Annotated in this window: 22 protein-coding genes and 1 tRNA gene; 16 read left to right on the top strand and 7 right to left on the bottom strand. The window is 72.2% G+C overall.

The features are described 5' to 3' along the window. Positions 1–80 precede the first annotated feature (80 nt). Positions 81–1712: a glycine betaine ABC transporter substrate-binding protein gene (locus tag LRS07_RS17690; protein ID WP_260499258.1), complete on the bottom strand. Its 1632-nt coding sequence runs from the start codon at positions 1710–1712 to the stop codon at positions 81–83. A 114-nt stretch (positions 1713–1826) separates the two neighbouring features. Here LRS07_RS17690 and sodC point away from each other — a divergent pair, with 114 nt between their 5' ends. Together sodC and LRS07_RS17680 are read left to right on the top strand one after the other, a co-directional pair. Continuing rightward, on the top strand, positions 1827–2354 hold the full coding sequence (gene sodC / locus LRS07_RS17685) for a superoxide dismutase [Cu-Zn] SodC (RefSeq protein ID WP_260499257.1): 528 nt from the start codon (positions 1827–1829) through the stop codon (positions 2352–2354). Positions 2355–2394: 40 nt separating this feature from the next. After that, the gene (locus LRS07_RS17680; RefSeq protein ID WP_260499256.1) at positions 2395–3771 is read left to right on the top strand and encodes an 8-oxoguanine deaminase; all 1377 of its coding nucleotides are present in this window, start codon (positions 2395–2397) and stop codon (positions 3769–3771) included. A 587-nt stretch (positions 3772–4358) separates the two neighbouring features. Here the strand turns inward: LRS07_RS17680 and LRS07_RS17675 are convergent. From LRS07_RS17675 to LRS07_RS17665, 3 genes are read right to left on the bottom strand one after another with little or no spacing between them, the layout of a single operon-like run. Next, the gene (locus LRS07_RS17675) at positions 4359–5720 is read right to left on the bottom strand and encodes a TolC family outer membrane protein (RefSeq protein WP_260499255.1); all 1362 of its coding nucleotides are present in this window, start codon (positions 5718–5720) and stop codon (positions 4359–4361) included. 32 nt (positions 5721–5752) lie between these two features. Beyond that, positions 5753–6406, bottom strand: coding sequence for a protein-L-isoaspartate O-methyltransferase family protein (locus LRS07_RS17670; RefSeq protein ID WP_260499254.1), 654 nt, complete (start codon positions 6404–6406; stop codon positions 5753–5755). 34 nt (positions 6407–6440) lie between these two features. Further along, positions 6441–7094, bottom strand: a complete 654-nt coding sequence (locus LRS07_RS17665) for a TetR/AcrR family transcriptional regulator (protein WP_260499253.1) — start codon at positions 7092–7094, stop codon at positions 6441–6443. A 162-nt stretch (positions 7095–7256) separates the two neighbouring features. Between LRS07_RS17665 and LRS07_RS17660 the strand changes: the two genes are divergently transcribed. Together LRS07_RS17660 and LRS07_RS17655 are read left to right on the top strand one after the other, a co-directional pair. Continuing rightward, on the top strand, positions 7257–7883 hold the full coding sequence (locus LRS07_RS17660) for a DUF1439 domain-containing protein (RefSeq protein WP_260499252.1): 627 nt from the start codon (positions 7257–7259) through the stop codon (positions 7881–7883). Positions 7884–8006: 123 nt separating this feature from the next. After that, complete coding sequence (locus LRS07_RS17655; protein ID WP_260499251.1) at positions 8007–8831, top strand: undecaprenyl-diphosphate phosphatase; 825 nt, start codon at positions 8007–8009, stop codon at positions 8829–8831. Between the two features lies 1 nt (position 8832). On the opposite strand, the gene trmB is transcribed toward LRS07_RS17655, so the two are convergent. After that, on the bottom strand, positions 8833–9543 hold the full coding sequence (trmB, locus tag LRS07_RS17650; RefSeq protein ID WP_260499250.1) for a tRNA (guanosine(46)-N7)-methyltransferase TrmB: 711 nt from the start codon (positions 9541–9543) through the stop codon (positions 8833–8835). Between the two features lie 106 nt (positions 9544–9649). Here trmB and LRS07_RS17645 point away from each other — a divergent pair. The 6 genes from LRS07_RS17645 to LRS07_RS17620 all read left to right on the top strand — a co-directional run bounded on the left by LRS07_RS17645 (position 9650) and on the right by LRS07_RS17620 (position 19751). Continuing rightward, positions 9650–9723, top strand: a tRNA-Gly gene (locus LRS07_RS17645). A gap of 364 nt (positions 9724–10087) precedes the next feature. Further along, positions 10088–12820: an ATP-binding protein gene (locus LRS07_RS17640; protein ID WP_260499249.1), complete on the top strand. Its 2733-nt coding sequence runs from the start codon at positions 10088–10090 to the stop codon at positions 12818–12820. Positions 12821–13514: 694 nt separating this feature from the next. Then, complete coding sequence (locus tag LRS07_RS17635; protein WP_260499248.1) at positions 13515–14234, top strand: ABC transporter ATP-binding protein; 720 nt, start codon at positions 13515–13517, stop codon at positions 14232–14234. 2 nt (positions 14235–14236) lie between these two features. Further along, a complete protein-coding gene (locus LRS07_RS17630) occupies positions 14237–16609 on the top strand; it encodes an ABC transporter permease (protein ID WP_260499247.1) in 2373 nt (790 codons plus the stop codon). Positions 16610–16641: 32 nt separating this feature from the next. Further along, entirely contained in the window at positions 16642–17820 is a 1179-nt protein-coding gene (locus LRS07_RS17625) for an efflux RND transporter periplasmic adaptor subunit (RefSeq protein ID WP_312028316.1), read from the top strand. A 569-nt stretch (positions 17821–18389) separates the two neighbouring features. Further along, a complete protein-coding gene (locus LRS07_RS17620; protein WP_260502154.1) occupies positions 18390–19751 on the top strand; it encodes an MBL fold metallo-hydrolase RNA specificity domain-containing protein in 1362 nt (453 codons plus the stop codon). A gap of 57 nt (positions 19752–19808) precedes the next feature. Here LRS07_RS17620 and LRS07_RS17615 read toward each other — a convergent pair whose 3' ends face one another. Then, positions 19809–20621, bottom strand: a complete 813-nt coding sequence (locus LRS07_RS17615) for a universal stress protein (RefSeq protein ID WP_260499245.1) — start codon at positions 20619–20621, stop codon at positions 19809–19811. Positions 20622–20634: 13 nt separating this feature from the next. Beyond that, a complete protein-coding gene (locus LRS07_RS17610) occupies positions 20635–21093 on the bottom strand; it encodes a universal stress protein (protein WP_260499244.1) in 459 nt (152 codons plus the stop codon). A 124-nt stretch (positions 21094–21217) separates the two neighbouring features. On the opposite strand from LRS07_RS17610, the gene LRS07_RS17605 reads away from it, so the two are divergent. The 6 genes from LRS07_RS17605 to ccoP are packed head-to-tail and all read left to right on the top strand — an operon-like array spanning position 21218 to position 26949. Next, positions 21218–23473 carry a heavy metal translocating P-type ATPase gene (locus LRS07_RS17605; protein ID WP_260499243.1) on the top strand — a complete coding sequence of 752 codons (2256 nt, stop codon included), beginning with the start codon at positions 21218–21220 and terminating at the stop codon, positions 23471–23473. A 43-nt stretch (positions 23474–23516) separates the two neighbouring features. Next, positions 23517–23747 carry a cbb3-type cytochrome oxidase assembly protein CcoS gene (ccoS, locus tag LRS07_RS17600; protein ID WP_260499242.1) on the top strand — a complete coding sequence of 77 codons (231 nt, stop codon included), beginning with the start codon at positions 23517–23519 and terminating at the stop codon, positions 23745–23747. Beyond that, the gene (gene ccoN / locus LRS07_RS17595) at positions 23744–25186 is read left to right on the top strand and encodes a cytochrome-c oxidase, cbb3-type subunit I (RefSeq protein ID WP_260499241.1); all 1443 of its coding nucleotides are present in this window, start codon (positions 23744–23746) and stop codon (positions 25184–25186) included. Before ccoS ends, ccoN begins: the two co-directional genes overlap by 4 nt. 17 nt (positions 25187–25203) lie before the next feature. Next, positions 25204–25830 (top strand): cytochrome-c oxidase, cbb3-type subunit II, encoded by a 627-nt coding sequence (gene ccoO, locus LRS07_RS17590; protein ID WP_260499240.1) that lies wholly within the window; start codon positions 25204–25206, stop codon positions 25828–25830. Positions 25831–25846: 16 nt separating this feature from the next. Continuing rightward, complete coding sequence (locus tag LRS07_RS17585) at positions 25847–26008, top strand: cbb3-type cytochrome oxidase subunit 3 (protein WP_260502153.1); 162 nt, start codon at positions 25847–25849, stop codon at positions 26006–26008. Continuing rightward, complete coding sequence (ccoP, locus tag LRS07_RS17580) at positions 26005–26949, top strand: cytochrome-c oxidase, cbb3-type subunit III (RefSeq protein WP_260499239.1); 945 nt, start codon at positions 26005–26007, stop codon at positions 26947–26949. The genes LRS07_RS17585 and ccoP overlap by 4 nt, the downstream gene beginning before the upstream one ends. The last annotated feature ends 6 nt before the right edge of the window (positions 26950–26955 follow it).

Here is a 26955-nt window from a genome sequence, read left to right as displayed (position 1 = left end):
GTCATCCAGTGAGGGAGCGAAATCGGATGTTGAAGCGCCCTTTTCTTTGGTGACTTTCTTTGGGCAAGACCAAAAGAAAGTTACCGCGGGTGTGGGCCGCGCAGGCCCACGGGCTGCCGCGCACGGGCTCCAACGCAGAGGGATTTGAGGCACCGAGCTACCTCGAAGACCCGCGCCTCGCCCCCCACCCACTCCACCACCCCGAACCCCGCCTGCAAGGCCAGCGCCAACGCCGCCGCCGGCACCGCGCCCGCCAGCATCAACGCGCTGTCGTTGACCGCCAGCCCGCTGACGATGCGCTCGCCCAGCCCGCCGGCGCCGATGAACGCCGCCACGGTGGCGGTGCCGACGTTGACCACCGCCGCGGTCTTGACGCCGGCCAGCAGCACCGGCAGCGCCAGCGGCAGCTCGACATGGCGCAGCACCTGCGCCGGCCGCAGGCCGAGCGCCCGGCCGGCCTGGGTCAGGCCCGTCGGCACGCCGGACAGGCCCGCCTCGGTGTTGCGCACGATGGGCAGCAGCGCGTACAGCCACAGCGCCAGCAGCGCCGGCCAGAAGCCGATGCGGCCCACCGCGGCGATGAGGAAGGCCAGCAGCGCCAACGAGGGCACGGTCTGCAGCAGGCCGACCGCGCCCATCACCACCCCGCGCCAGCGCGGCCGGCGCTGCGCCCACAGGCCGAGCGGCACGCCGGTGGCCAGGGCCAGCGCCAGCGAACCGGCCACCAGCATCAGGTGCTGGCCGAGCAGCCGGGGCAGGTCCGGTGCGAACAGGCGGTGGACGAAGCCGCGGCCGGCCGCCGTCGACGGCGCGCCGCCGCCGGCGCGCAGGAAGTCCGCGGCCACGGCGTCGAAGGCGCGCCCGTCCAGTTCCACCTGGGCGTTCAGCCGCTGCATGGTCGCCTCGTCGAGGCGGCCGGCCAGCGATGCGAAGCGCGACGGGTCGACCGCGGCGCGCATAAGCAGCACGGCGTCGTAGCGCGGGAAGAAGCCGCGGTCGTCGCGCAGCACGCGCAGGCCCAGGCGCTGCACCTGCGCGTCGGTGGTGTAGACGTCGACGATGTCGACCTGGCCGTCGGCCAGCGCCTGGTAGGCCAGGCCATGGTCGAGCCCGTTGCCGGCGCGCAGCGACGACAGACCGTAGGCGCGGCGCAGTCCCGGCCAGCCGTCGGCGCGCTGCAGGAATTCGTGCGACAGGCCGAGGCGCAGCGTGGCCGCCTGGGCCGCCGGCAGCCCGGCCAGGTCGCTCAGCGTCGACAGGCCGAGCCGGGCCGCCACCTCGTCCTTCAGCGCCAGCGCATAGCCGTTGGCGAAGCCGAGCGGCACCGCGGCCTTGAGGCCGCGCGGTGCCAGCCCGGCGTTCAGGCGGGCGAGCACGGCCTCGACCGGCGCGGCCCCGGCCGGCGACTGGCCGAGCAGCTCGCGCTCGATGGTGCCGGTGTACTCGGGGTAGACGTCCACCGCGCCTGTGGCCAGCGCCTGCGCCAGCACCGCGGTGTTGCCCAGGCCGGGCCGGTGCGAGGCGGCCTCGCCGCGGGCCAGCGCGGTTTGCCGCAGCAGCTCGCCGAGCACGTAGCTTTCGGTGAAGCGCTTGGAGCCGACGACGAGCTCGGCATCCGCCGCGGAGCGGGCGGGCACCACGACGGCGGCGAGCAGCAGCAGGGGCAGCAGCCGGTGGAACCAGCGTCGGGTCGGCAGCAGGCGAGGGCGCATGCCCGAGTCTGCCGCGCGGCACGGCCGCAGGTCGGCCGGCCCGTCGCGCAGAATCGACGCGGCCGGGCCCTGCGGGCCGCGGTGCTGTTGTCCACCCCGTCGAAAGGACCCCCGATGAAGACGCTGCTTCCCGGCCTGCTGTTGGCCGCCCTGTCGTCGCTGGCCAGTGCCCAACCCGTGCTCGAGGTGCCGATGCACCTGGTCGACGAGAAGGGCGTGGGTGCGGCCATCGGGCGGGTCGGTGTGAGCCAGACGCCCTACGGCCTGGTCTTCAGCCCGGCGCTGACCGGGCTGCCGCCCGGCGTGCACGGCTTCCATGTGCACGAGAACGCCAGCTGCGACCCCCGCGAGGCCAACGGCCGGCCGGTGCCGGCCGCGGCCGCCGGCGGCCATTACGACCCGCAGAAGACCGGCCGCCACGGCCTGCCCTGGGGCGACGGCCACCTGGGCGACCTGCCGCCGCTGTTCGTCGATGCGCAGGGGGCCGCGGCCCAGCCGGTGCTGGCCCCGCGGCTCAAGCTGGCCGACCTGGCCGGCCGCTCGCTGATGGTCCACGCCGGGGGCGACAACCACGCCGACCATCCCGCGCCGCTGGGCGGTGGTGGCGCGCGGGTGGCGTGCGGCGTGGTGCCGGCGTCATGAGCGCGCCGACAGGGAGGCGAAGCGACGGGAGGGGCCCGCCTTGAGCCTGATCCTTCGGCACGCGGAGGTGCTGGTCACCATGGACGGGGACCGGCGCGAGATCCGCGACGGCGCGCTGGTCTGCGAAGGTCCGGTGGTGCGCTGGGTCGGCGCCACCGCCGATCTGCCGTCGCCCTGGCGCGAGCAGGCCGGCGACGGCCGGGCGGAGGTGCTGGACCTGCACGGCCATGTCGTCATGCCCGGCCTGGTCAACACCCACCACCACATGTTCCAGAGCCTGACGCGCGCGGTGCCCGCCGCGCAGGACGCGGAGCTCTTCGGCTGGCTGTCGCACCTGTACGGCCTGTGGTCGCGGCTGACGCCGGAGATGATCGCGGTGTCCACCCGCACCGCGATGGCCGAGCTGCTGCTGTCCGGCTGCACCACCAGCAGCGACCACCTCTACCTCTACCCCAACGGCTGCCGGCTGGACGACGCCATCGATGCGGCCGAGGCCGTGGGCCTGCGCTTCCATGCGGCGCGCGGCTCGATGAGCGTGGGGCAGCGCCAGGGCGGGCTGCCGCCCGACAGCGTGGTCGAGGACGAGGCCGCCATCCTGGCCGACAGCCGGCGGCTGATCGAGCGGTACCACGACGCCTCGCGCCATTCGATGCGGCGCATCGTGCTGGCGCCGTGCTCGCCGTTCTCGGTGTCGCGCGAGCTGATGCGCGAGTCGGCGGCGATGGCGCGGGCCTACGGCGTCTCGCTGCACACCCACCTGGCCGAGAACGACAACGACGTTGCCTACACCCGCGAGCGCTTCGGCATGACGCCGGCCGAGTACGCCGAGGACGTGGGCTGGGTCGGCCGCGACGTCTGGCATGCGCACTGCGTGAAGCTCGACCCCGAAGGCATCGCGCTCTTCGCCCGCACCGGCACCGGCGTGGCCCACTGCCCGTGCTCGAACATGCGGCTGGCCAGCGGCATCGCGCCGGTGCGAACCATGCGCGACGCCGGCGTGCCGGTGGGCCTGGGCGTGGACGGCAGCGCCAGCAACGACGGCGCGAACCTGCTGGGCGAGGCGCGGCAGGCGCTGCTGCTGCAGCGGGTGGGGCATGGCCCGGCGGCGATGACGGCGCGCCAGGCGCTGGAGATCGCCACCTTGGGCGGTGCCCGGGTGCTCGGGCGCGACGACATCGGCGCGCTGGCCCCGGGCATGAGCGCCGACGTCGTCGCCTTCGACCTGCGCGGCGTGGCGCATGCGGGGGCGCACCACGACCCGGTGGCGGCGCTGGTGTTCTGCACGCCGGTGAACGCTTCGCTGACGGTGGTCAACGGCCGGCTCGTGGTGCGCGACGGGCGGCTGGTGACGCTGGATCTGCCGGTGGTGCTGGAGCGGCACCGGGCGTTGGCGAAGCAGTTGGCGGCTTCAGGTTGAAGAAGCTGTTTTGCGGTGCAGCCCGTGGGCCTGCGCGGCCCACACCCGCGGTTCTTTCTTTTGGTGGCCCAAAAGAAAGGAACCAAAGAAAAGGGCCTTCAACACAACATCCGATTTCGCTCTCGAACTGGATGACGGGGGCCGCTTCTCGCTCCAGTTTCTGCCTGCCACCAGGCCCTGCCTCAGTCTGCAAGGGCGTCTGACGCTCACGTGCTGCTGGCTTCCGATCAGGCTCGTGTCTGGGTCCGCGCCGCTTCGCTTCGCTCGCTTGCAAGCCCGAAGGCACCTCTTGCCCCCACTGTCTGTTGTAGGCGAGCGCAGCGATGCCGCATGGGCCAAGACACGAGCGCTGTCGGAAGCTGCCGCGGGTGGAGTGTTCCCCTTCCTCGCAGACTGAGGCAGGGCCTGGTGGCGGGCAGAAACTGGAGCGAGAAGCGGCCCCCGTCATCCAGTGAGGGAGCGAAATCGGATGTTGAAGCGCCCTTTTCTTTGGTGACTTTCTTTTGGGCAAGACCAAAAGAAAGTTACCGCGGGCGTGGGCCGCGCAGGCCCACGGGCTGCACCGCTAAAGAACCCGCACCCAAGCCCTACCGGGCAATCAACTGCTCGATCGGCCTCAGATCGTCCGGCGACAACTGCCCCGCCGCCTGACGCAGCCGCAGCGACCCCAGCAGCACTTCGTAGCGCGCCCGGGACAGGTCGCGCTGGGTGGTGAAGAGCTGGGTCTGCGCGTTCAGCACGTCGATGTTGACGCGCACGCCGACGCGGTAGCCGGTCTGCGTGGCCTCCAGCGCCAGCCGGCTGGACGCCTCGGCCGCCTCCAGCGCGCGCACCTGCGCCTGCCCCGACTGCACGCCCAGCCAGGCCACCTGCGTGGCCTGCGTCACCGTGCGCCGCGCGGCCTCCAGGTCCTCGCGGGCCTTGTCCTCCAGCAGCAGGGTCTCGCGGATGCGGTTCTGGATGGCGTAGCCGGCGAACAGCGGCACGTTGAGCTGCACGCCCACGGTCTGCGAGCTGCGGATGACGCCGGCCGGCACGTTGTTGATGTTGGTGCCGTCGCGCCGGTCCACCGACGCCACCGCGTCCACCGTCGGCAGGCCCTGCGCGCGGGCGCGCTCGGTCTCCAGGCGGGCGATCTCGGCGCCCAGCTCGGCCCGGCGCACCTGCGGGTGCTCGCTGCGCGCACGGTCGACCCACTGCTCGACGTTGCCGGCGCCCAGGCTCTCGGGCAGGGTCAGCGGCACGGCCAGCGCGCGCGGCTGCACGTCGGGCCGGCCGACCAGCAGGTTCAGCGCCACGCGCTTGCTGCGCAGGTCGTTCTCGGCGCCCAGCTCCTGCGCCGTGGCCAGGTCGAAGCGGGCCTGCGCCTCGCGGGTGTCGGTGATGGTGGCGTTGCCCACCTCGAAGTTGCGCCGCGCCGAAGCCAGCTGCTCGGCGATCGCCGCCTTGCCGGTGCGCGAGGTGGCCAGGCTGTCCTGCGCGGCCAGCACGTCGAAGTAGGCCTGCGCCAGGCGCACCAGCAGGTCCTGCTCGGCGCCGGCCAGCTCGGCCTGCGAGGCGGCCAGGCTGCGCAGCGCCTGGTCGACCTCCACCGTGCCGGTGGGGTTGTACAGCGGCTGCCGGCCCGTCACGCCGACCTGCGACTGGTTGCCGTAGCGCTGGCCGAGGTTGGAGAACTCGGTGGCGCTGCGCGACGTGCTGGCGGCCAGCGACAGGCTGGGCCGCAGCCGGGCACGCACCTGCTCGGCCCGGTATTCGGCCGACGCGGCGAGCGCGCGGGCCGCGCGCACGGTGGCGTCCTGGTCACGGGCGGCGGCGTACAGCTCGACGAGGCTTTGCGCACCGGCCGTGGCACCGCACAGCCCCAGCGCCAGGCCGACCAGCCAGCGGCGTGCGCCGGCGGCGCGGGGGCCTTGCTCGCCGCCGCGGCGGCTCGAGTCACGGGACATCCTGTCTCCCTCGTCGCGGCGTCGGCCGTCGTTCAGAACTTGAAGCGGGGCGGCTCTTCGAAGCCGATCAGGCGCTGGGCCACGGTGTCGAACAGCTCCACCGTCTCGAAGCGGTCGTCGGCGCCGCGGTCGATGCGCACCGCCCGCATGATGGGTTCGGTGCCGACGATGCCCACCAGCCGGCCGCCGGGCTTGAGCTGGTCGAGCAGCGCCGCCGGCACGCGGGCCACCGAGCCGGAGAGCAGGATGGCGTCGAACGGGGCCTCCTCGGCCAGGCCGGCCGCGCCGTCGGCCTCGTGCACCGCCACGTTCTGCACCCCCGCCCGGCGCAGGTTGTCCCGCGCCAGCTGCGCCAGCGTCGGCTTGATCTCCATCGAATGGACCTGCAGCGCCTTGTGGCCGAGCAGCGCGGCCATGTGGCCGGAGCCGGTGCCCACCTCCAGCACCCGTTCGTGGCGCTGCAGCTTCAGCGCCTGCAGCAGCCGCGCCTCCACCTTCGGCGCCAGCATGCACTCGCCCTCGGGCAGCGGCACCTCGGTGTCGACGAAGGCCAGCGCGCGGTAGGCCGCGGGCACGAACTCCTCGCGCTTGACGACCTCCAGCAGCGACAGCACGCCGTCGTCCAGCACGTCCCAGGGGCGGATCTGCTGCTCGATCATGTTGAAGCGGGCGCGTTCGATGTCCATGGTGGGGTCGGCGTCGGGTTTGGGGCGCGGGATTCTATTTCGCGGCACCCGGGCGGCCGGGGCGGCGCAACAGGCCGTTCAGCACCAGGTCGAGCTGCAGGTCGACCAGCGCGGCGTCCAGCGTCACCGGCAGGCTGACGCAGGCGCCCAGCGAGTGCTCGCACAGCGAATGGAAGAGGGTCTGCGCGAACAGCAGGTGCGCCACCGGGACCGGTTCGACGGGCCGGAACTCGCCGCTGTCGATGCCCCGCTGCAGCGCGCCGACGATGAGCCGCTGCGCCGGCAGCACCACCTCGTCGAGGTAGAACTGGGCCAGCTCCGGGAAGCTGCGCACCTCCGCGATGACCACCTTGTGGATGCCGGAGGCCGCGCCCGCCGCGCGCTCGCGCCAGGTGTGCATCAGCAGTCGCAGCAGGGCGTCCGCCGGGCCGTCGAAGGCTTCGACGATGGCGCTGCCCTCGGCGATCAGCTCGGACAGGTTGCGCCGCACCACCGCCTTGAACAGCTCTTCCTTGCTGGGGTAGTAGAGGTAGAGCGTGCCCTTGGAGACCCCGGCACGCGCGGCCACCTCCTCCGAGCGGGTGGCGGCGAACCCCTTCTCGACGAAGAGCGTCAGCGCCGCGTCCAGCAGTTCCTGGGGGCGTGCTTCCTTGCGGCGCCGCCGGGCAGCGCCGGTGCTGTCACCCACGGGACCGGCGGGCGAGGAGGGGTCGGGGGAGGCTCATTAATGACTAACCGGTCAGTAACTATAGGTCAGCCGGTCGGCCGCGGTCAACGCCGAGGCGGTAGGGTGCGAACCTTTGTCCGCCGCCGGGGGTCCCTGGCGGTCGGACCCACCGCCCCGTTGCCGATGCCACGACCGCCCCTTCGCCCCCACCCTGACGACGACGCCAGCGTCCCCGGCCGCCGTGGGCTGCTGCTGGCCGCCGCCGGCGCGCTGCTCGGCGGCTGCGCCGGCCTGGGTCTGGCCCCGCAATTCACCCTCACCGAGGCCCGGCTGCAGGCGCTGGTCGAGCGGCAGTTCCCGCGCCGGCACCGCCTGCTGGAACTGTTCGACGTGACGCTGGCCGCGCCGCGGCTGACGCTGCTGCCCGAGCGCGACCGGCTGGCCGCCGACTGGCCGCTGGAGGTGGCCGACCGTTTCGGCGGCACGCCTCGCCGCGGCCGGTTGCAGCTGGACAGCGGCCTGCGCCTGGAACCGTCGGACTTCTCGCTGCACCTGCGGCAGGTGACGGTGCAGCGGGTGGCGCTGGACGGCGTGCTGCCGGTCAGCCTGCAGGCGCTGGGCGCCGCCATCGCCGAGCGGCTGCTGGAGGACCTGCCGGTCTACCGCATGAGCGACGAGCGGCTGCAGCAGTTCCGCTCGCTGGGCTTCACCGGCGGCCGCGTGACCATCGGCGGCCAGGGCGTGGAGATCGCGCTCCACCGCCAGGCGCCGCCGCCGCCCCAGGCGGCGCCGTTCGGCCTGCCGCGCTGAAGACGGGCGGCGCCGCCACGGCCCGCTTAACATCGCGCCCGCAACGCCGCCGGTGCCTCCGAGGCCGGCGGCTTTTTTTATGCTCGCCCACGGGCGACCGCTCGACACAAGGACTGACAACGCGTGGACGCCATCCTGCTCGCCAAGGCCGCCGTCATGGGCATCGTCGAGGGCCTGACCGAGTTCCTGCCCATCTCGTCCACCGGCCACCTCATCCTGGCCGGCGCGCTGCTGCGCTTCACCGGCGAATCGGTCAAGGTGTTCGACATCGCCATCCAGACCGGCGCCATCTTCGCCGTCATCCTCGTCTACTGGCAGCGGCTGGCGGCCACCGCACGGGGCCTGGGGTCGCAGCCGCAGGCGCGGCGCTTCGTCGTCAACGTGGCGATCGGCTTCGCGCCCGCGGTGGTGCTGGGCCTGCTGCTGGGCAAGGCCATCAAGGAGCACCTCTTCAACCCGTCGGTGGTGGCGGCGGCCTTCATCGTCGGCGGCTTCGTCATCCTGTGGGCCGAGCGGCGGCCGGCGAGCAGCGTGCGCGTGCAGACGGTGGACGACATGACGCCGTGGGATGCGCTGAAGGTCGGCCTGGCGCAGTGCCTGGCGCTGGTGCCCGGCACCAGCCGCTCGGGCGCCACCATCATCGGCGGCATGCTGCTGGGCCTGTCGCGCCAGGCGGCCACCGACTTCAGCTTCTTCCTCGCCATGCCGACGCTGATCGGCGCCGGTGCCTACAGCCTCTACAAGGAGCGGGCGCTGCTGTCGCCGGCCGATGCGCCGGTGTTCGCGGTCGGGCTGGTCTTCAGCTTCCTGTCGGCCTGGGTCTGCGTGCGCTGGCTGCTGCGCTACGTCGCCACCCACGACTTCAAGCCCTTCGCCTGGTACCGCATCGTCTTCGGCGCCCTGGTGCTGCTCACCGCCTGGACCGGCTGGATCGACTGGAGCGCTTGAGTCAGTCGCGCCGCGTGAACACCAGGTCCCACACGCCGTGGCCGAGCTTGAGGCCGCGGGCCTCGAACTTGGTGAGCGGTCGCACCTCCGGCCGCGGCGCATACCCGTCGAACGGGTTGGCCAGCAGCGGCTCGGCCGACAGCACGTCCAGCATCTGCTCGGCATAGGGCTGCCAGTCGGTGGCACAGTGCAGCCGCCCGCCGGGTGCGAGCCGGCTCGCCACCAACGCGATCAGCGCCGGCTGCACCAGCCGCCGCTTGTGGTGCTTCTTCTTGTGCCAGGGGTCGGGGAAGAAGACGTTCACCCCGGCCAGCGAGGCGGGCGCCACCATGTGCTGCAGCACCTCCACCGCGTCGTGGCGCACGATGCGCAGGTTGGCCAGACCCTGCTCGCCGATGTGCCGCAGCAGCGCGCCCACGCCGGGCAGGTGCACCTCCACGCCGATGAAGTCGTGTTCGGGCCGCGAGGCCGCGATGCGCGCGGTGGCGTCGCCCATGCCGAAGCCGATCTCCAGCACGCGCGGAGCGCTGCGGCCGAAGACCGCATCCCAGTCCACCGGCGCGGGCTGGAAGGGCACGACGAAGCGCGGCCCCAGTTCGGCCAACGCCCGCTCCTGGCCGCTGCCCATGCGCCCGGCGCGCAGCACGAAGCTGCGGATGGGTCGGCGCGGCGCGGCCTCGTCGGCCGGCGGGGTGGGGTCGGGCGTGGTCATGCGGCGCGGGTTGGCAGGGCAGGGCGGCGATTGTGCCGAGGCCTCCGCGACGGCCGACCGTGCAGGCGCTGAGGTATCCTTGCGGCCACCGCTCGACGGTGCCTGAGCGGGCGTCGTTCAATGGCAGGACCTGAGCTTCCCAAGCTCAAGACGTGGGTTCGATTCCCATCGCCCGCTCCACGATGGCGCCGTTGCCGCGGGCTGCCGAGTTGCGGGGCGCCAGCATGCCGTCCCGGAGCTTCCCCGGAGGTGGAACACCTGACTTTGAGGGTCGACGCCGTGGCTAGAGTCGTCACGTGCGGTTTCACGACCTTACATAAGGCGGCTGCCGTGGGTATCGGACCGCTGCACAAGCTCCTCCGCACTGGAGCAAGCCCGAATCCAGCCTCATGTGGGCGTGAGCCGCGCGGCCGCAAGGACGCATAGACCCTCCGATGCAGTTTCAAATACTGGACGATACGGAGGCACACGTCCTCACTCTTCGGCGGCTGAGTTTCGTTGAGACCGAACCTTTGACTGCTGGCCTGCAGGGAGCTCACCCCTCATGGGGCTTGCGACATTGATCGGTTCAAGCGCGCCGGACAAGGGCAGGGGCGGCCGCGACGAAGCCAAGGCAGTGCCGGGCCGCCGGCGCTCGCACTTCCTGACGCGTCTCATGGTCACGGTGATGGCGGTGCTGCTTCCCATGCTGTGCCTGCATGCCTACACGCTGTACAGCGACTTCCGCCGCGCTCACGCCGCGGCCTATGGCGCGGTGCTCAACGACTCCCAGGCGGCGGCCCAGCGGGTTGGCGACCTGATCGATCGCAGCGAGCGACTGTTGCGTCTGATCGCGTCGCGCGAAGACATCCTGGCGCTGGACACGGCGCGCTGTGAACGTTTTCTGGGCGGGTTCGGCTCGGTCAACCCGATCTACGCCAACGTGACGGTGGCCGACCGGCGGGGGCGCATCGTCTGCGTCTCCGTCGGTGCGCGGCCGGCATCGTCGCCGGCGCTGGCGGAGCGCGAATGGTTTCCGCGCACGCTGGCCAGCAACGACTTCGTCCTCAGCAAGCCCATCCTTCGGGGCGTGGTCGTTCAACGGCCGCTGATGCTGCTGGCCATCGCCCTGCGCGACCCGCAGGGGCAGGCGATCGGCACGCTCGCGGTGTCGCTCGACCTTGCCGAACTGTCGAGGTTGCTGGCCTTGCACGCGCAGCCCCCCGACGGGGCCATCACGCTGATCGACCGTGATGGGGACATCCTCGCGCGCAATGTCGATCCGCTGAGTTGGATCGGCCACCGCCTGTCGCCGTCGGCGCAGGCCCTGCGCAGCGAATCACCGGAGGGCGTGATCGTCGTGCGCGGCGTGGACGGCATCGAGCGGGCGTTCGCCTCGGCCGACGTCGGCAAGTACGGGCTGCGCGTGAGCGCCGGGATTCCGGTGCAGTCCATCTTCGCAGCGCCCCGCACCGCGGCCCTGCAAAGTGCGACCGTCGCGCTGCTGACGCTGCTGTTCGCGGTCTCGCTGGCGGGGCTGCTGGCACGCTCGCTGTCCCGCCCGATCGCGTCTCTTTCCGCCGCGGTTCGCGCCTGGGCCACGGGCGACCAGGCGGTTCGCGCCGACGAGCGACTCCCCGGCGAGTTCGGCGAGCTGGCGCAGGAGTTCAACCGCATGATCGAGGCACGCCAGGCCAGCGAAGATCGGCTGCGGCAGACGGAGATGCGCTACGCCGACCTGCTCGACAGCGTCGACATGATCGTCGTCACGGTCGACACGGCGGGGCGGGTGACCGCCTGCAACGACGCGTTGCTGCGCCTGACCGGCTGGCGCCGGGACGAGGTGATCGGGGTCGACTGGTTCACGCAGTTCCTGCCGGACGACTCCGGCCTTCGCGAACGCCTGCGCCGCGCGCAGGCCCAAGACCGGCTGCCGCGCGTCAACGAGAACGAGATCGTGACGCGCAGCGGCCGCCGGCGCCTGGTGCGCTGGAACAACTCGGTGCTGCGTGCCGAGGACGGCACGGCGCTGGGCGTGCGCGGCATCGGCGAGGACATCACCGAGCGCCATGAGGCCGAGCTGGCCCGCCAGGCCAGCGAGGCCGCCGCTTCGGCAAACCGGGCGAAGACCGAGTTCATCTCGCGAATGAGCCACGAGCTGCGCACGCCGCTGAACGCCGTGCTCGGCTTCTCGCAGCTGCTCAGGCACAGCGCCGGCGCGAAGGTCGATGCCGGCGAGCGCCAGCAGCTCGAGATGATCATCATGGCCGGTGAGCAGCTGCGCGCGCTGATCGACGATCTGCTCGACATTGCGTGCATCGAAGCCGGCCGCATCAAGGTCACGCCGCAGCCGCTGGAGCTGTGCGCACTGCTCGACGGTGCGCTCCAGCTCTGTGCGCCGCAGGCCGAGGCGCACGATGTGACGCTGACGCGGGCCTATGCCGGACGGGCGACGCGGCATGTGTGCAGCGACGCCACGCGCCTGACCCAGGTCGTGCTCAACCTCGTGTCCAACGCCATCAAGTACAACCGGCCTGGCGGCGCGGTGACGGTCGACATTCGACCGGTCGCGGACGAGGCGGCGCACGCGGTCGAGATCGTGGTGGCGGACACCGGCATTGGGATGACGCCGCAGCAGCTGCAAGGGCTCTTCCAGCCGTTCAACCGGCTCGGACGCGAGCATGAAGGCATCCCGGGCACCGGCATTGGCCTGATGCTGTCGCGCCAACTGGTGGAACTGCTTGGCGGCACGCTCGAGTTCCGCAGCGAAGCCCAACACGGCACGGTCGCCACGGTGCGCCTGCCGGCGACGCCGGGGCTCGAGGCAATGCCATCGCGGGAGACGGTCGCAGCACCGTCGCCTGCGGCCGCGCCGGTCTCGAGCCCCCGCGAGCCCTCCGGGTCGGTCCTCTACATCGAAGACAACCCGGTCAACGCGATGCTCGTCATCCAGCTGCTGGCGCGATGGCCCTCGGTGCGCGTCGAGGTCAGCACCGACGGCCAGACCGGGCTGCGGCGCGCCCGCGAGCTCAAGCCCGATCTGTTGCTGCTCGACATGCAGTTGCCCGACATGCCGGGGTTGGAGGTCATGCAGCGGCTGCGAGCCGACCCGGCGACGTGCACCCTGACGGTGGTGGCGCTGTCGGCCAGCGCGATGCCGGAGGAGGTGGAGGCCGCCCGGCATGCCGGCGCGATTGCGTACTGGACCAAGCCGATCGACTTCGAGCGGTTCCTGCTCGATCTCTCGGCGCACCTGCCAAGCGTCGAGCGCCCGGACGAAGAAAGTCCGGTCGTGTAGCGCAAGCTGCCCTGCCCGGGCCGCCAGATGGCCCGGGTGCGCAGGAGAAGGATCGACACCGCCGCAGACCGCTTGCGCGGTGTTCGGGCCGCTCGCCGACTGCCACGCTCCAGTGCGCAGCAGGGAGAACCGGCCACTTGCCGCGACGACGGCATGGCCGAGAGCCCGAGCGTCCGAGGACGGCGCTTCGCGGACCAGCGCGACGTGGCATGCCCTCAGCGAAGCGTGCGCGCACACCATCAGCGCCGTCACGCCATGAAGGAAGCGCCGACCGTCGTCGACGGTCGACGTTCGCGGACCGCCGGAGGCGGTGATGTGCCTGGGTCGGCGGCATCGGAGCGTTTCGCCGTTTGATGCGAGGCAGGAGCGATCTCGCCGGAGCGGCTTGATCCTCCGCAAGCGGGCCTTGCGGCCCCGCCCTCGCCGGTCCACGCTGCGTCCGGACGAAGCGCGCCGACGGACTTTGCGCGACGTCAAACACCCAACCCCGGCGGGCGACGACGATGGCGACCCGCCCACAGGCGGGGGCGTTCGCCATGCACCAACACGACCTTGTTCCCCTCGACGCCGGAACGACCGCGCAGCGCGGTCCACGCGAGGCAATGATCGAACCCCCGCCGTCGTCGATCGGTACGAAGAGGGGCTCCGCTGCGGTGTGGAAACAGGGCGGCGGAGCTCCCGAGGTCGACTTGCCGTGACCGTGCCCGCGGCCGTCCCCGTCTTTTCCGCCCGCGGCCTGACGAAGGTCTATGGAAGCGGCAGCGCCGAAGTGCGCGCGCTGGTCGATGTCGATCTCGACATCTGCCGCGGGGAATTCGTCGTGCTGCTCGGCGCGTCGGGCAGTGGCAAGTCGACGCTGCTGAACATCCTGGGCGGACTTGACACGCCCACGCGCGGCGAGTTGCGTTTCGCCGATCACCTGCTCACCGGCGTGAACGAGGCCGAGCTGACGCGCTACCGCCGCGAGCACGTCGGCTTCGTCTTCCAGTTCTACAACCTGATCCCCAGCCTCACGGTGCACGAGAACGTCGCGCTGGTCACCGACATCGCGTCGCACCCGATGCCAATCGACGAGGCGCTGTCGTGGGTGGGCCTGAGCGAGCGCCGCGACCACTTTCCGTCGCAGCTTTCCGGGGGCGAGCAGCAGCGTGTGGCCATCGCGCGGGCCATCGTCAAGCAGCCCGAGGTGTTGCTGTGCGACGAACCGACCGGCGCGCTCGACTACAGCACCGGCAAGCGCGTGCTGGAGGTCATTGCCAAGGTCAACGCCGAATTGGGCACGACGGCGGTCGTGATCACGCACAACGTCGCCATCGCGGCCATGGCCGACCGGGTGATGCGCCTGGCCGACGGTCGGGTCGCCGACGTGCAGGCCAACCCGCAGAAGAAGACGCCGGCCGAGCTGTCGTGGTAGCGATGACGGCGCTCGACCGCAAGCTGCTGCGCGACCTGCGCCTGATGTGGAGCCAGGCGTTGACCATCGCCTTGGTGGTCGCCAGCGGCGTCGGCGGTTTCATCACGACGCTGTCGGCGGTCGATTCGCTGGCGCTGGCACGCGACCGCTTCTACGCCCAGGGGCGCTTTGCCGATGTGTTCGCATCGGTCAAGCGGGCGCCGACCTCGTTGGTCCACGCGCTGCGCGAGATCCCCGGCATCGCCGACGTGCAGGCGACGATCGAGCAGACGGTGCGCGTCGAGCTGCCGGGTGCCTCCGATCCGATCATCGGCATCCTGATCGGCGTCGACCCGGGCGCGCCGCCGTCGATGAACCGCTTGACGGTGAGGACGGGACGCATGCCCGACACGCAGGCGACCGCCGGCACCGTGCTGCCGGCGCTGGTCTCGCCGGGCTTCGCCGAGAAGCGCGGGCTGGCCCCGGGCGCGCAGGTGGAGGCGCTGATCAACGGCCATCGGCGCACGCTGCAGATCACCGGCGTCGCGTTGTCGCCCGAGTACGTGTTCGCCGGCCTGATGGGCATGCCCGACCTGCGCGGCGTCGGCGTGTTCTGGGTGCCGGGCGACGCGCTGGCCGCCGCCTACGACATGAAGGGCGCGTTCAACCGCGTCGCGGTGAAGCTCGCGCCCGGCGCCAGCGAGCGTGCGGTGATCGACGCGTTGACCGCGCGCCTGGCCCGCTTCGGCGGTCGTGAGGCGAGGGGTCGCGAGGACCAGCCGTCGCACGCCATGCTCGCCAACGAGATCAAGGAGCAGCAGGTGCTCGGCACCGTGCTGCCGGCGATCTTCCTCGCGGTGGCGGCGTTCCTGCTCAACGTCGTCGTCTCGCGCCTGCTGGCGACGCAACGCGAGCAGATCGCGGCATTGAAGGCCCTGGGCTACGCCAACCGCGCCATCGCGGCGCACTACCTGAAGCTGGTGCTGCTGATCGTCGGCGTCGGCCTGCTGCTGGGTGTCGCGCTCGGCGACCGGCTGGGCACCATGTTCACCGGCCTCTACGCCGAGTTCTTCTACTTCCCGAGCTTCGAGCACCGCATCGAGCCGAGGCTGCTGGCCAGCAGCCTGGGCATCACGCTCGTGACCGCCGTCGCCGGGACGCTGAACGCGATCGCCTCCATCGTGCGGCTGGTACCGGCCGAGGCGATGCGGCCGCCCGCGCCCGGCACGTACCGCCGCACGCTCGCCGAGCGCCTGGGTGTCACCCGCATCGGCCCCGCGCTGCGCATGATCCTGCGCCAGATGGAGCGCCGGCCGTGGCGCACGGCGCTGGGCATCGCGGGCATCGCGGCGTCGGTGGCGATCGTCGTGATGGGCAACTTCTTCCGCGACGCGATCGACCACATCGTCGACTCGCAGTTCAACCTGTCGATGCGCAGCGACGTCATCGTCTGGATGGACGAGGCGGCCGACGAGGCCGAGGCGCGCCGCGCCGTGCAGCGGCTGCCGGCGGTGTTCTTCGCCGAGTCGGGCCGCGACGTTCCCGTGCGCTTCGTGGCCGGCCACCTTCACGAGCGCGGTCAGATCCGGGGGCTCTCGCAGGACGCGCAGCTCACCCGGATCATCGACGACCGCCAGCGCCAGGCGAGCCGGGTCCGCGACGATGGGCTGGTGATGACCGACCGCCTGGCCGCCAAGCTCGGCCTGCGCGTCGGCGACACCGTGCGCGCCGAGGTGCTCGAAGGGCGGCAGCGCGTGCTGGAACTGCCGCTCGCCGCCACGGTGCGCGAGACGATGGGATTGAATGCCTGCCTCGAGCGGCGCGCGTTGAACCGGGCGCTGCAGGAGGCCGACCATGCGAGCTGGTTCGCGCTCGCGCTGGACCGCGGCCGAGAGGCTGAGTTGCTGGCCGCGAGCCGCAACGTGCCCCGCCTCGTCGGCGTGTTCAGCAAGGCCGCGTTGCTCGCCAATGTGCAGGAGGTGAGCGCGCGCAACGTGCGCATCATGAGCACCGTGCTCACGCTGTTCGCGACGGTGATCGCGGTGGGCGTGGTCTACAACAACGCGCGCATCGCGCTGGCCGAGCGCGCCTGGGAGCTGGCGTCGCTACGCGTGCTCGGCTTCACGCGCGCCGAGGTGTCGGCCCTGCTGCTCGGCGAGATGGGTCTGGCGGTGGCGGTGGCGCTGCCGCTCGGCATGTGGCTCGGCTTCGGGCTGGTGCACGCAGTCGTCGGCCGGCTGGCCTCCGACGCCTTCTTCTTTCCGGTGGTGATCCGGCCGCGGACCTACGCCTGGGCCGCGCTCGCCGTGTTGGCCGCGGCCATCGCCAGCGCGCTGGTGGTGCGGCGGCGCATCGACCGGCTCGACCTGGTGGCCGCATTGAAGACGAGGGAGTGAGGATGAATCGACGCACCCTGCTTGCCGCCGGCGTGGCGACCGTGCTCGCCGCCGCGACGCTGGCCTGGGCCTTTGCGCCGAGGCCGGTGGAGGTGGAAACCGCGACCGCCGCGGTGGGCCCGTTCGAGCTGACGATCGACGAGGACGGGCGGACGCGCCTGCCCGACCGCTACCTGGTCTCCGCGCCGCTCGCGGGTCGGGTCGCGCGGATCGGGCTGCGGGCAGGCGACGCCGTCGAGGCCGGCGCCGTCGTCGCGACCCTCGCGCCGGTGCTGTCGCCGATGCTGGACGAGCGCGCCGCGCGCGAAGCGCAGGCCCGCGTCGAGGCGGCCGCTGCGCTGCTGCAACGCGCGTCGGCACGCGTCGAACGTGCGGCGGTGGCCGTTGAGCAGGCGCGAAACGAGGCGCGGCGCAGCGAGCAATTGGCGCGCGAGGGCTTCCTGTCGCCGAGCCGGCTCGAGACCGACCGGCTCGGCGTGCGGGCCGCCGCTGGCGAACTGGAGGCCGCCCAGCAGGAGCGCCATGTGGCACGGCACGACCTCGAGCAGGCGCGCGCCGCGCTCGGTGCGATGCGGCCATCCCCGGCCGCGCCGGCACGTGCCTTCGAGGTGCGCTCGCCGGTGGCGGGGCAGGTGCTGAGGGTGCTGCAGGCCAGCGAGGGCACCGTCGCCGCCGGCACGCCGCTGCTCGAAGTGGGCCAGCTCGACACGCTGGAAGTCGTCGTCGAGCTGCTGACGACCGACGCCCCCAGGGCGCAGTCCGGCACGCCAGTGCGTTTCGAACGGTGGGGCGGCGAGGGTGTGCTCGAAGGCCGTGTCGTGCGCATCGAGCCGGCGGCGTTCACCAAGGTCTCGGCGCTCGGCGTCGAAGAGCAGCGCGTCAACCTGATCGCCGACGTCTCGACGCCGCGCGCGAAATGGCGGGCCCTGGGCGACGGCTTTCGCGTGGGTGCGCGCATCGTCGTCACCGCCGTCGATCAGGCGTTGCTCGTGCCGTCGAGCGCGGTGTTCCCGATGCCCGAGGGCGACGACCACCAGATGGCGGCCTTCGTGGTCGACCGCGGCCGCGCGACGCTGGTGCCGGTGACGCTGGCCGGTCGCAACAGCGCTTGGGCCTGGATCGCGCAGGGCTTGACCGCCGGTGCAAAGGTGGTCGTCTATCCGCCGCCGGCCGTGCGCGACGGCGTTCGCGTGCGGGAACGCAAGGTGTGAGCGCGTGCGGAACCGGTGCACGACTGCCGGGCGGGAACATCGGCGTCGGGGTCGTGCGGCGTGCCGATGGCGCCATCGCGACGGCGGCGCACGTGGTGCGCGGGGGGCCAGAGCGTCATCGTCAAGCTCGACGCCGACATCGCGCTCCTGCAGGTCGACGAGCGTTGGCCCCAGGAGCCTCCGCTCGGCAGTTCGAAGGGGTTGCACACGGGCGATTGGGTGGTGGCGGTGGGCGAACCGTTCGCGCCAGGTTGGTCGCCTGCAGCGCTGAGGCGCTTTCCGCGATGACCCGGACCGCCACCGGATGGGTGGTAAAGCTGGTGCTGCCCGTGGCAGTTGCCCGGCGCGGACATCTTCCTGGTCTTCACGCCGCGAGGCCACCTGGCGCCGAAGACGCGCGCCCTCATCGACTTTCTCGGCGCCGAGTTCGCGCCATACCGGGACGCCAAAGCCCGTCCGATCGACCTGTGGGGCTGAGACCGGTGGGCGCCCGTCCTCCGACCGGACGGGCCTCCGCATCGCTTGACCGAGGACAAAGGGCCCGGCTCACGGCCGCCGCACAGTGCGCCATGCACCTGACCTTCCTCGGCGGCTCGGACGGCGTGACCGGTTCCAAGGCACTGCTCGAAGCGGGCGGCGCGAGACTGTTCGTCGACTGCGGACTGTTCCAGGGCGTCAAGCGGCTACGCCTGCGCAACTGGGACGCCCTGCCGCTTGCGGCGGCGCAGATCGATGCCGTCGTGCTGACGCACGCCCACCTGGACCACAGCGGCTTCCTGCCGCGGCTGATGCAGCTCGGCTTCGCGGGCCGCGTGCACGCCACCGAGGCGACCCGCGATCTGTGTGCGCTGCTGCTGCCCGACGCCGGCCACCTGCAGCAGGAGGAGGCGGACTATGCCAACCGCCACGGCTTCTCGCGCCACGCGCCGGCGTTGCCGCTGTACGACGAGGCGCAGGCGCGGCGCTCGCTGGCGTCGTTCGCCGTGCAGCGCTTCGATGTCGGCTTCGAACCGGTCCCCGGACTGCACGCGCGCTTCGGCAGCGCGGGCCATTTGCTCGGTGCCGCGAGCGTGCGCATCGAGCACCAGGGACGGTCGATCCTCTTCTCGGGCGACCTCGGCCGTGCCGACGACCTGCTGATGCCACCGCCGGCCCCGCCGCCGGCGGCCGACGTGGTCGTCGTTGAGTCGACCTACGGCGACCGCCTGCACGGCGATGCCGACCCGCTCGAGGCCGTGGCGCAGATTGTCAACCGCACCGCGGCCCGCGGCGGCACCGTGGTCGTGCCGGCCTTCGCCGTCGGCAGGGCGCAGATGCTGCTGTACTGCCTCCACCGGCTCAAGCTCGCGCGGCGCATTCCCGACCTGCCGGTGTACCTCAACAGCCCGCTCGCGGCCGGCGCCAGCGCGCTCTACAGGCAGACGTCGGCAGGCGCCTGTCGCTTGAGCCCGGCAGATCGCACCGCGATGTTCGAGGGCGTTACGGTGGTCGGCAGCGTCGAGGAGAGCAAGCGGCTGAACGAACTGCGCTGGCCGTCGGTGATCATCTCGGCCAGCGGTATGGCCAGCGGCGGGCGCGTCGTGCATCACCTCAAGGCCTATGCGCCGCAGGCTCGCAACACGCTGTTGTTCTGCGGTTTCCAGGCCCCGGGTACCCGCGGCGCCGCGCTGGTCGGTGGCGCCGGCCGCGTGAAGATCCACGGGCAGTACGTTCCGGTGCGCGCCGAGGTCGTGCACCTCGACATGCTCTCGGCGCATGCCGACCGAGACGGGCTGCTCGGATGGCTCGGTGCGCTGCCGCGTCCGCCGCGACGGGTCTACGTCAACCATGGCGAACCGGTTGCATCGGACGCCCTGCGGCTCGCGATCGAGGAGCGCTTCGGCTGGCCGGCCGAGGTGCCCGAGCACGGCCGCCGCATCGCCGTCGACTGAGGGCCGCACACGCGGCGCTCGCCGGCGGCTCGCCGGAACAGGCGCCGCCAGACCTGCTCAGTGCGCCAGCAGCGCGGGCACCGTCATCGCGTCGAGCACGCCGCGACTGACGCCCCCGAGCACCCATTCGCGCGCACGGCCATGGCCGTAGCAGCCCATCACGATCAGGTCCGCGTCGAAATCGGCGGCGCGCGAGAGCACCGCTTCCGCGAGATGGCGTGGCGGCTCGCCTTCGGCGTGGTATCGCGCCTGCACGCCGTGGGCCAGCAGCAACGGCTCCACCTCGCGCGGATCGTCGCCCCAGCTCGCGACATGCACCGCGCGGGCCCGCTTCAACAGCGGCAGCGCGGCGGTGACGGCGCGCGCCGATTCGCGCGTCGGTTTCCACGCCACCAGCACCTGGCCGCCGACGTCGCGGAAGCTGCCCGCGTACGGCACCACGATGGCGGGCCGGCCGATGTCGATGACGACGGATTCGACGAAGTTCGCCGGCGTGCCCTGGGGGCCGCGCGCGGCCTTGTCGTGCTGCCCGAGCACCAGCAGATCGGCCGTGAAGGCGCCGCGCACGATGGCCGGCACGATCGCGGCCTCGTCCAGCTCCCGGTAGACCAGACGCGGGCCGGCATTGCAGGCGTCGAAGCGCTCGCGCGCTTCGCCTCGGCGCTGGTCGTCGAGCTGGCGCCAGGTGTCGGCGAACAACGACGTGCCCTCGCTGCCTGCCGCGGCCATGCGCAGCAGGCTGGACACGACGGCATAGGTCGCGCTGACGGTCGCGTCGTGGTGCTCGGCCAGCGCGGCGGCGATGGCGACGCGCGCGGCGGTGCGGTCCGAGTCATCGAGGTGCAGCAGGATCGATCGGATGGCGTCCATGACGGCGCCTCCGTCACGCGACGCGCGGCGGCGCGGTGCGCACCAGCATCACCGGCACCGGGCTGGCCTGCACCACCGCCATCGCGTCGCTGCCGAGCACCAGGCGCCCCAGGCCGCGGCGACCGTGGGTGCCCATCACGATGAGGTCGCACTTCGACCGGCGTGCCTCGTCGACGATGGTGTCGGCGGCACGGCGGTCGGTCGTCTCGCGCACCGACGTCTCGGCCTGGACGTCGCGGGCCGCTGCGGTCTGGCGGGCCTTCTCGACGACGTTCTCGGCGTAGCGCAGCACCTCCTGGTGCGCTTCGGCCGAGCTCGCGATGGCCGCGCCCTCGACAAGCCAGTCGAGGTCGTTGACGACGCTCAGCAGCAGCAGCCGGGCCTTCATCGGCTGCGCGATGGCGATGGCTTCGGCGAGTCCGAGTTCGGCGGTCTGGCTGCCGTCGACGGGAACGAGGATGCGTTGGTGCATGGTCGGCTCCGGTGGTGGGGACAGGACGTGGTCAGCCTAGGCAGCCGGGGCGAGGCGCGCCTTGACGCCGCGCAAGCCGGCCGCGAGGTCCACCGCCGACACTGGCCGCACCCACCGAGCCATGATGGAGCGAACACCGCCGCATCCCGCCCCGGCCGACGCGGCCGCGTGGGATGAGGCCGACGCGTTGGCGCGCTTCACGCGCCGCGTGCCGTCGGCAGGGACGGCGCTCGTGGCGTCGACCTTCGTCGTGGAGGGCATGACCTGCGCCGCCTGCGCCGCCGACGTCGAGCGGGCGCTGCGGCAGGTCGACGGTGTCGTCGCGGCCGATGTCGTCGGCGCGACCGGCCGCGCCCGGGTGCGATGGCAGCCGCAGCGCACCTCCGCGTCGACGCTGGTGTCGGCGATCCGGGCCGCCGGCCACGGCGTGCGGCCGGCGCTCGGGCACGTCGCCGAGGACCGCCGCCGCCACGAGCGGCGGCTCGCGTTGTGGCGGCTCTTCGTCGCCGGCTTCTGCATGATGCAGATCATGATGGTCGCGACGCCGGCGTACGTCGCCGCGCCCGGCGAGCTGGCGGCCGACGTCGACGCGCTGCTGCGCTGGGCCGGCTGGCTGCTCGCGGTCCCGGTGCTGCTGTTCTCGGCCGGCCCATGGCTGCTGGGCGCCTGGCGCGACCTGCGTGCGCGGCGGGTGGGCATGGACGTGCCGGTGGCCCTGGGCGTCGTCGTGACCTTCGTGGCCAGCAGCGGCGCCACCTTCGCACCCGGTGGCGCGTTCGGCCGCGAGGTCTACTTCGACTCGCTGGCGATGTTCGTCTTCTTCCTGCTCGCAGGACGCTGGCTCGAGCTGCGCTCGCGGCACGCCACGCTCGGCGCGCTCGATGCGCTCGTCGAGCGTGTGCCGGAGCGGGTCGAGCGCCTGCTCGACGACGGCCGCAGCGAGGCGGTGCCCGCGACGAGCCTGCGCGCCGGCGACCGTGTGCGCGTGCGGCCCGGACAGGCCTTCCCGGCCGACGGCTGCCTCGACGAGGGCTCGACGCAGGTCGACGAGGCGCTGCTGAGCGGCGAGTCGCTGCCGCTCGCGCGGCGCGCCGGCGACGCGGTGCTGGCGGGCAGCATCAACCTCTCGTCGCCGGTGGCCGTGCGCGTGGAGCGCACCGGCGAGGACACGCGTTACGCCGCCATCGTCGCGCTGGTGGAGCGCGCCGCGCTCGACCGGCCGCCCTTGGTGCAGGCGGCCGACCGCGTCGCCCGTCCCTTCCTGTGGGGCGTGCTGCTGCTGGCCGCCGCCGGTGCGGCCATGTGGGCCTCCGTCGACCCGTCGACGAGCGTGCGTGTCGCGGTGGCGGTGCTCGTCGTCACCTGCCCGTGCGCGCTGTCGCTGGCCGCCCCGTCGGCGCTGCTCGCGGCCGCGGGTTCGCTGGCGCGCCGCGGCGTGCTGGTGCAGCGGCTCGGTGCCATCGAGGCACTGGCGCGCGCCGACGTGTTCGCCTTCGACAAGACCGGCACATTGACCGAGGACCGGCTGGCCCTGGCGGAAGTCCGCTGGTGCGCCGAGGGTGCGATGGGCAGGCCGATGCCGCAGGTCGTGGCGCTCGCCGCGGCGTCGCTGCACCCGGTGGCGCGGGCGCTGCGCCAGGCGGGCCGCGGCGTCGCGGCCGCGCCGCTGCGCTCGCTGGTCGAACACCCCGGGCAGGGCGTCGAGGGTGTCGACGCCGATGGCCGTCGCTGGCGGATGGGGTCGGCGGCGTTCACCGGGGCGCCGGCCGGGGCGGCGCCATTGCGCGGAACGACCGCGTGGTTGTCGGTCGATGGCCTGGCGGTCGCCTGCTTCGGGTTCGAGCAGGCAGTGCGCGCGGGCGCGGGCCCGGCGCTCGCTGCGCTGCGTGACGACGGTGCGCAGACCTGGATGCTGTCCGGCGACCGGCCCGACGCGGCGGACGACGTCGCCCGTGCACTCGGCATCGGCCGGGTGCACGCCAGCGCGACGCCCGAGGACAAGCTGGCGCTCGTCGCCGCGCTGCAGGGCCAGGGACGGCGCGTCGCGATGGTCGGCGACGGCATCAACGACGCGCCGGTGCTGTCGCGGGCCGACGTGTCGGTGGCGATGGGGCAGGGCGCGGCGCTGGCCCGGGCGCATGCCGACTTCACGCTGCTGTCCGGCCGGCCCGACGACCTCGTCGCCGCGCGCCGGCTCGCGAAGCGCACGCTGTCGGTGATCCGCCAGAACCTGGCGTGGGCCGCCGTCTACAACCTGGCGTGCGTGCCGCTGGCGCTGGCCGGCTGGCTGCCGCCGTGGGCGGCGGGGCTCGGCATGGCCGCGAGCTCGCTGTGGGTGGTGGTGAACGCGCAGCGGCTGCGCCGGCCCGCGTCGCCTTGACGCAGCGCAAGCGGCCGTGCGCACGGCCGCCCACACTGCCGCGATGGACATCCTGTTCCTGCTCGTTCCGATGTCGGTGGTGCTCGCGCTGCTGGTGCTGGCGCTGTTCGCCTGGGCCTTGAACGGCGGGCAGTTCGACGACGTCGAACAGGAAGGCGAACGCATCCTCCTGGACGGCGGTCAGGCGCCGTGCAGCGCCGGGCTTAACGCACGTCAAGGCGCGCCGGCGGCGGCCCTTCCAGAATGGCCCGGCAACACAAGAGGGACGCCATGACCACCACCGCCGCCGCACCGCCGCCCGGCTACGACGACGCCGCCGTCCGCCTCTTCACCGTGGCGTCGGTGGCGTGGGGCGTCGTGGGCATGGCGGTGGGGCTGCTGATCGCCGCGCAGCTCGCGTGGCCCGAACTGAACTTCGGCGTCCCGTGGCTCAGCTACGGGCGCCTGCGCCCGCTGCACACCAACGCGGTGATCTTCGCCTTCGGCGGCTCGGCGCTGTTCGCGACCAGCTACTACGTCGTGCAGCGAACCTGCCAGGCGCCGCTGTTCCTGCCGCGGCTGGCGCGCTTCACGTTCTGGGGCTGGACGGCGGTGATCGTCGCCGCGGCGATCTCGCTGCCGCTCGGCTACACGCAGGGCAAGGAGTACGCCGAGCTCGAATGGCCGATCGACATCCTGATCGCGGTGGTCTGGATCGCCTACGCGGTCGTCTTCTTCGGCACGGTCGCCAATCGGCGCGTGCGCCACATCTACGTCGCCAACTGGTTCTTCGGCGCCTTCATCCTCACGGTGGCGTTGCTGCACATCGTCAACAGTGCGGCCATTCCGGCCGGCTGGATGAAGAGCTACAGCGCCTACGCCGGCGTGCAGGACGCGATGGTGCAGTGGTGGTACGGCCACAACGCGGTGGGCTTCTTCCTCACCGCCGGCTTCCTCGGGATGATGTACTACTTCATCCCGAAGCAGGCCGAGCGACCGGTGTACAGCTACCGGCTGTCGATCGTGCACTTCTGGGCCCTGATCTTCACGTACATGTGGGCGGGCCCGCACCACCTGCACTACACCGCGCTGCCCGACTGGGCGCAGTCGATCGGCATGCTGTTCTCGCTGATCCTGCTCGCGCCGAGCTGGGGCGGGATGATCAACGGGATCATGACCCTGAGCGGTGCCTGGCACAAGCTGCGCGACGACCCGATCCTCAAGTTCCTCGTCGTCTCGCTGTCGTTCTACGGCATGTCGACCTTCGAGGGTCCGATGATGTCGATCAAGACGGTCAACGCGCTGTCGCACTACACCGACTGGACGGTCGGCCACGTGCACAGCGGCGCCCTCGGCTGGGTGGGACTGGTCTCGATGGGCTGCCTGTACCACCTGATCCCGCGCATGTTCGGGCAGCGGCAGATGCACAGCGTGTCGGCGATCAACCTGCACTTCTGGATCTCGACCGTCGGCATCGTGCTCTACATCGCCGCGATGTGGATCGCCGGCGTGATGCAGGGCCTGATGTGGCGCGAGGTCAACGCCGACGGCACGCTGGCCTACGGCTTCGTCGAGGGCGTCAAGGCGACCTACCCGTACTACGTGATCCGCTTCGTCGGCGGCGCGCTGTACCTGGCCGGCATGCTGGTCATGGCCTGGAACACCTGGATGACCGCCAGCGAGGGCGGACGCCGGTCTGCCGGGGCGCTGCCGGGCGCCGCGGCCGCGGCTTGACTCGACGGGAGGATCCGATGACCGAGCACACCAAGGTCGATGCGCTGTCGCACGAACGCATCGAGACCAGCAACACGCTGATGATCGTGCTGATCGTGCTGGTGGTGGCGATCGGCGGGCTGGTGGAGATCGTGCCGCTGTTCTTCCAGCGTTCGACCACCCAACCGGCGCCGGGCCTGAAGCCCTACTCGCCGTTGCAGCTGGCCGGCCGCGACGTCTACGTGCGCGAGGGGTGCTACGGCTGCCACTCGCAGATGGTCCGGCCCTTCCGCGCGGAGACGCTGCGCTACGGCGCGTACTCGCAGGCCGGCGAGTTCGTCTACGACCGCCCGTTCCAGTGGGGGAGCAAGCGCACCGGGCCGGACCTCCACCGCGTCGGCGGACGCTACACCGACGAGTGGCACCGCGTGCACCTGCTGCAGCCGCGCGACGTGGTGCCCGAGTCGAACATGCCGGCCTACCCCTGGCTGGAACGCAGGGCCGTCGACGGCCCCTCGATGACGCGGCACATGAAGGCGCTGCGAACCGCCGGCGTGCCGTACGACGAGGCGGAGATCGCCGGCGCCGCCGATGCCGTCGAGGGCAAGACGGAGCTGGACGCCCTGATCGCCTACCTGCAGGTGCTCGGTACCAGCGTCAAATGAGGAACGCGCCGTGAACCTGGACGTCAACGACCTGCGCGTCGCCGCCACGCTGGCGTCGTTCGCGGTCTTCCTCGGCCTCTGCGTCTGGGCCTGGTGTCGGCGCAACCGTGCCCGCTTCGACGAGGCGGCGCAACTGCCCTTCGAGGACACCCGCCCTTCGAGCCGGAGCTTTTCATGAGCGACTTCCTGCACGACGGCTGGTCGGTCTACATCGCCACGACCACGCTGGCCGGCATCGTGGCCTGCCTCGTCCTGCTGAGCCTGGCGGCTCGGCGCAAGGTCATGTCCGGCGACAACACCACCGGCCACGTCTGGGACGACGACCTGCGCGAGCTGAACAACCCGCTGCCGCGCTGGTGGATGGGCTTGTTCGTCATCACCATCGTGTTCGCGCTGTGCTACCTGGCGCTCTACCCCGGGCTCGGCACCTTCGCCGGCTCGCTGGGCTGGACGCAGCAGGCGCAGTACGACGCCGAGCTGCGGCGCGCGCGCGAGCTGGAGGCACCGATCTACGCCCGCTTCGCCGCGATGGAGGTCGATCGACTGGCCGCCGACCCGCAGGCGCTGCGCATCGGCGAACGCCTGTACGTCAACCACTGTGCGCAGTGCCACGGCTCGGACGCCCGCGGCAGCAAGGGCTTTCCGGACCTGACCGACAAGGACTGGCTGTGGGGCGGCACGCCCGAGCGGATCGTCGAGACGATCACGGTCGGGCGCCACGGCGTGATGCCGCCGATGGCCGCGGCCGTCGGCTCCGGCGAGGAGGTCCGCCAGCTCGCGCACTACGTGTTGAAGTTGTCCGGCAGTGCGCACAACAACCTCGCGGCGCAGCTGGGCCGGCCGAGGTTCGGCGTGTGCGCCGCCTGCCACGGCGTGGACGGCAAGGGCAACACGGCGCTCGGCGCGCCCAACCTGACCGACAAGGTGTGGCTGCACGGCTGGGGCGAGCAGGCGGTGGTCGCCGCCATCGAGCGCGGCGTGGACAACCGCATGCCCGCCCACGCCGACAAGCTCACGCCCGAGCAGGTCCGCGTGCTCGCTGCGTACGTCTGGGGACTGTCGCAGCCGCTGCCGCTGCCGCAGCCGCAGCTGCAGACACAACGGCTCTCGGCCCGGTGAACCGGC

The organism is Aquabacterium sp. J223 (assembly GCF_024666615.1).
Classification (GTDB): domain Bacteria; phylum Pseudomonadota; class Gammaproteobacteria; order Burkholderiales; family Burkholderiaceae_C; genus J223.
Note: the sequence above shows the minus strand (reverse complement) of the source record. Positions and strands in the feature narration are given on the sequence as shown.

Excerpts from the sequence above, each read along its gene's own strand:
- LRS07_RS17690 (WP_260499258.1), bottom strand. The coding sequence starts at position 1,712 with ATGCGCCCTCGCCTGCTGCCGACCCGACGCTGGTTCCACCGGCTGCTG.
- LRS07_RS17620 (WP_260502154.1), top strand. The coding sequence starts at position 18,390 with ATGCACCTGACCTTCCTCGGCGGCTCGGACGGCGTGACCGGTTCCAAG.
- LRS07_RS17610 (WP_260499244.1), bottom strand. The coding sequence starts at position 21,093 with ATGCACCAACGCATCCTCGTTCCCGTCGACGGCAGCCAGACCGCCGAA.
- LRS07_RS17670 (WP_260499254.1), bottom strand. The coding sequence starts at position 6,406 with ATGGACATCGAACGCGCCCGCTTCAACATGATCGAGCAGCAGATCCGC.
- LRS07_RS17660 (WP_260499252.1), top strand. The coding sequence starts at position 7,257 with ATGCCACGACCGCCCCTTCGCCCCCACCCTGACGACGACGCCAGCGTC.
- LRS07_RS17675 (WP_260499255.1), bottom strand. The coding sequence starts at position 5,720 with ATGTCCCGTGACTCGAGCCGCCGCGGCGGCGAGCAAGGCCCCCGCGCC.
- ccoP (WP_260499239.1), top strand. The coding sequence starts at position 26,005 with ATGAGCGACTTCCTGCACGACGGCTGGTCGGTCTACATCGCCACGACC.
- trmB (WP_260499250.1), bottom strand. The coding sequence starts at position 9,543 with ATGACCACGCCCGACCCCACCCCGCCGGCCGACGAGGCCGCGCCGCGC.
- ccoS (WP_260499242.1), top strand. The coding sequence starts at position 23,517 with ATGGACATCCTGTTCCTGCTCGTTCCGATGTCGGTGGTGCTCGCGCTG.
- LRS07_RS17605 (WP_260499243.1), top strand. The coding sequence starts at position 21,218 with ATGGAGCGAACACCGCCGCATCCCGCCCCGGCCGACGCGGCCGCGTGG.
- LRS07_RS17615 (WP_260499245.1), bottom strand. The coding sequence starts at position 20,621 with ATGGACGCCATCCGATCGATCCTGCTGCACCTCGATGACTCGGACCGC.
- LRS07_RS17640 (WP_260499249.1), top strand. The coding sequence starts at position 10,088 with ATGGGGCTTGCGACATTGATCGGTTCAAGCGCGCCGGACAAGGGCAGG.
- ccoN (WP_260499241.1), top strand. The coding sequence starts at position 23,744 with ATGACCACCACCGCCGCCGCACCGCCGCCCGGCTACGACGACGCCGCC.
- sodC (WP_260499257.1), top strand. The coding sequence starts at position 1,827 with ATGAAGACGCTGCTTCCCGGCCTGCTGTTGGCCGCCCTGTCGTCGCTG.
- LRS07_RS17630 (WP_260499247.1), top strand. The coding sequence starts at position 14,237 with ATGACGGCGCTCGACCGCAAGCTGCTGCGCGACCTGCGCCTGATGTGG.
- ccoO (WP_260499240.1), top strand. The coding sequence starts at position 25,204 with ATGACCGAGCACACCAAGGTCGATGCGCTGTCGCACGAACGCATCGAG.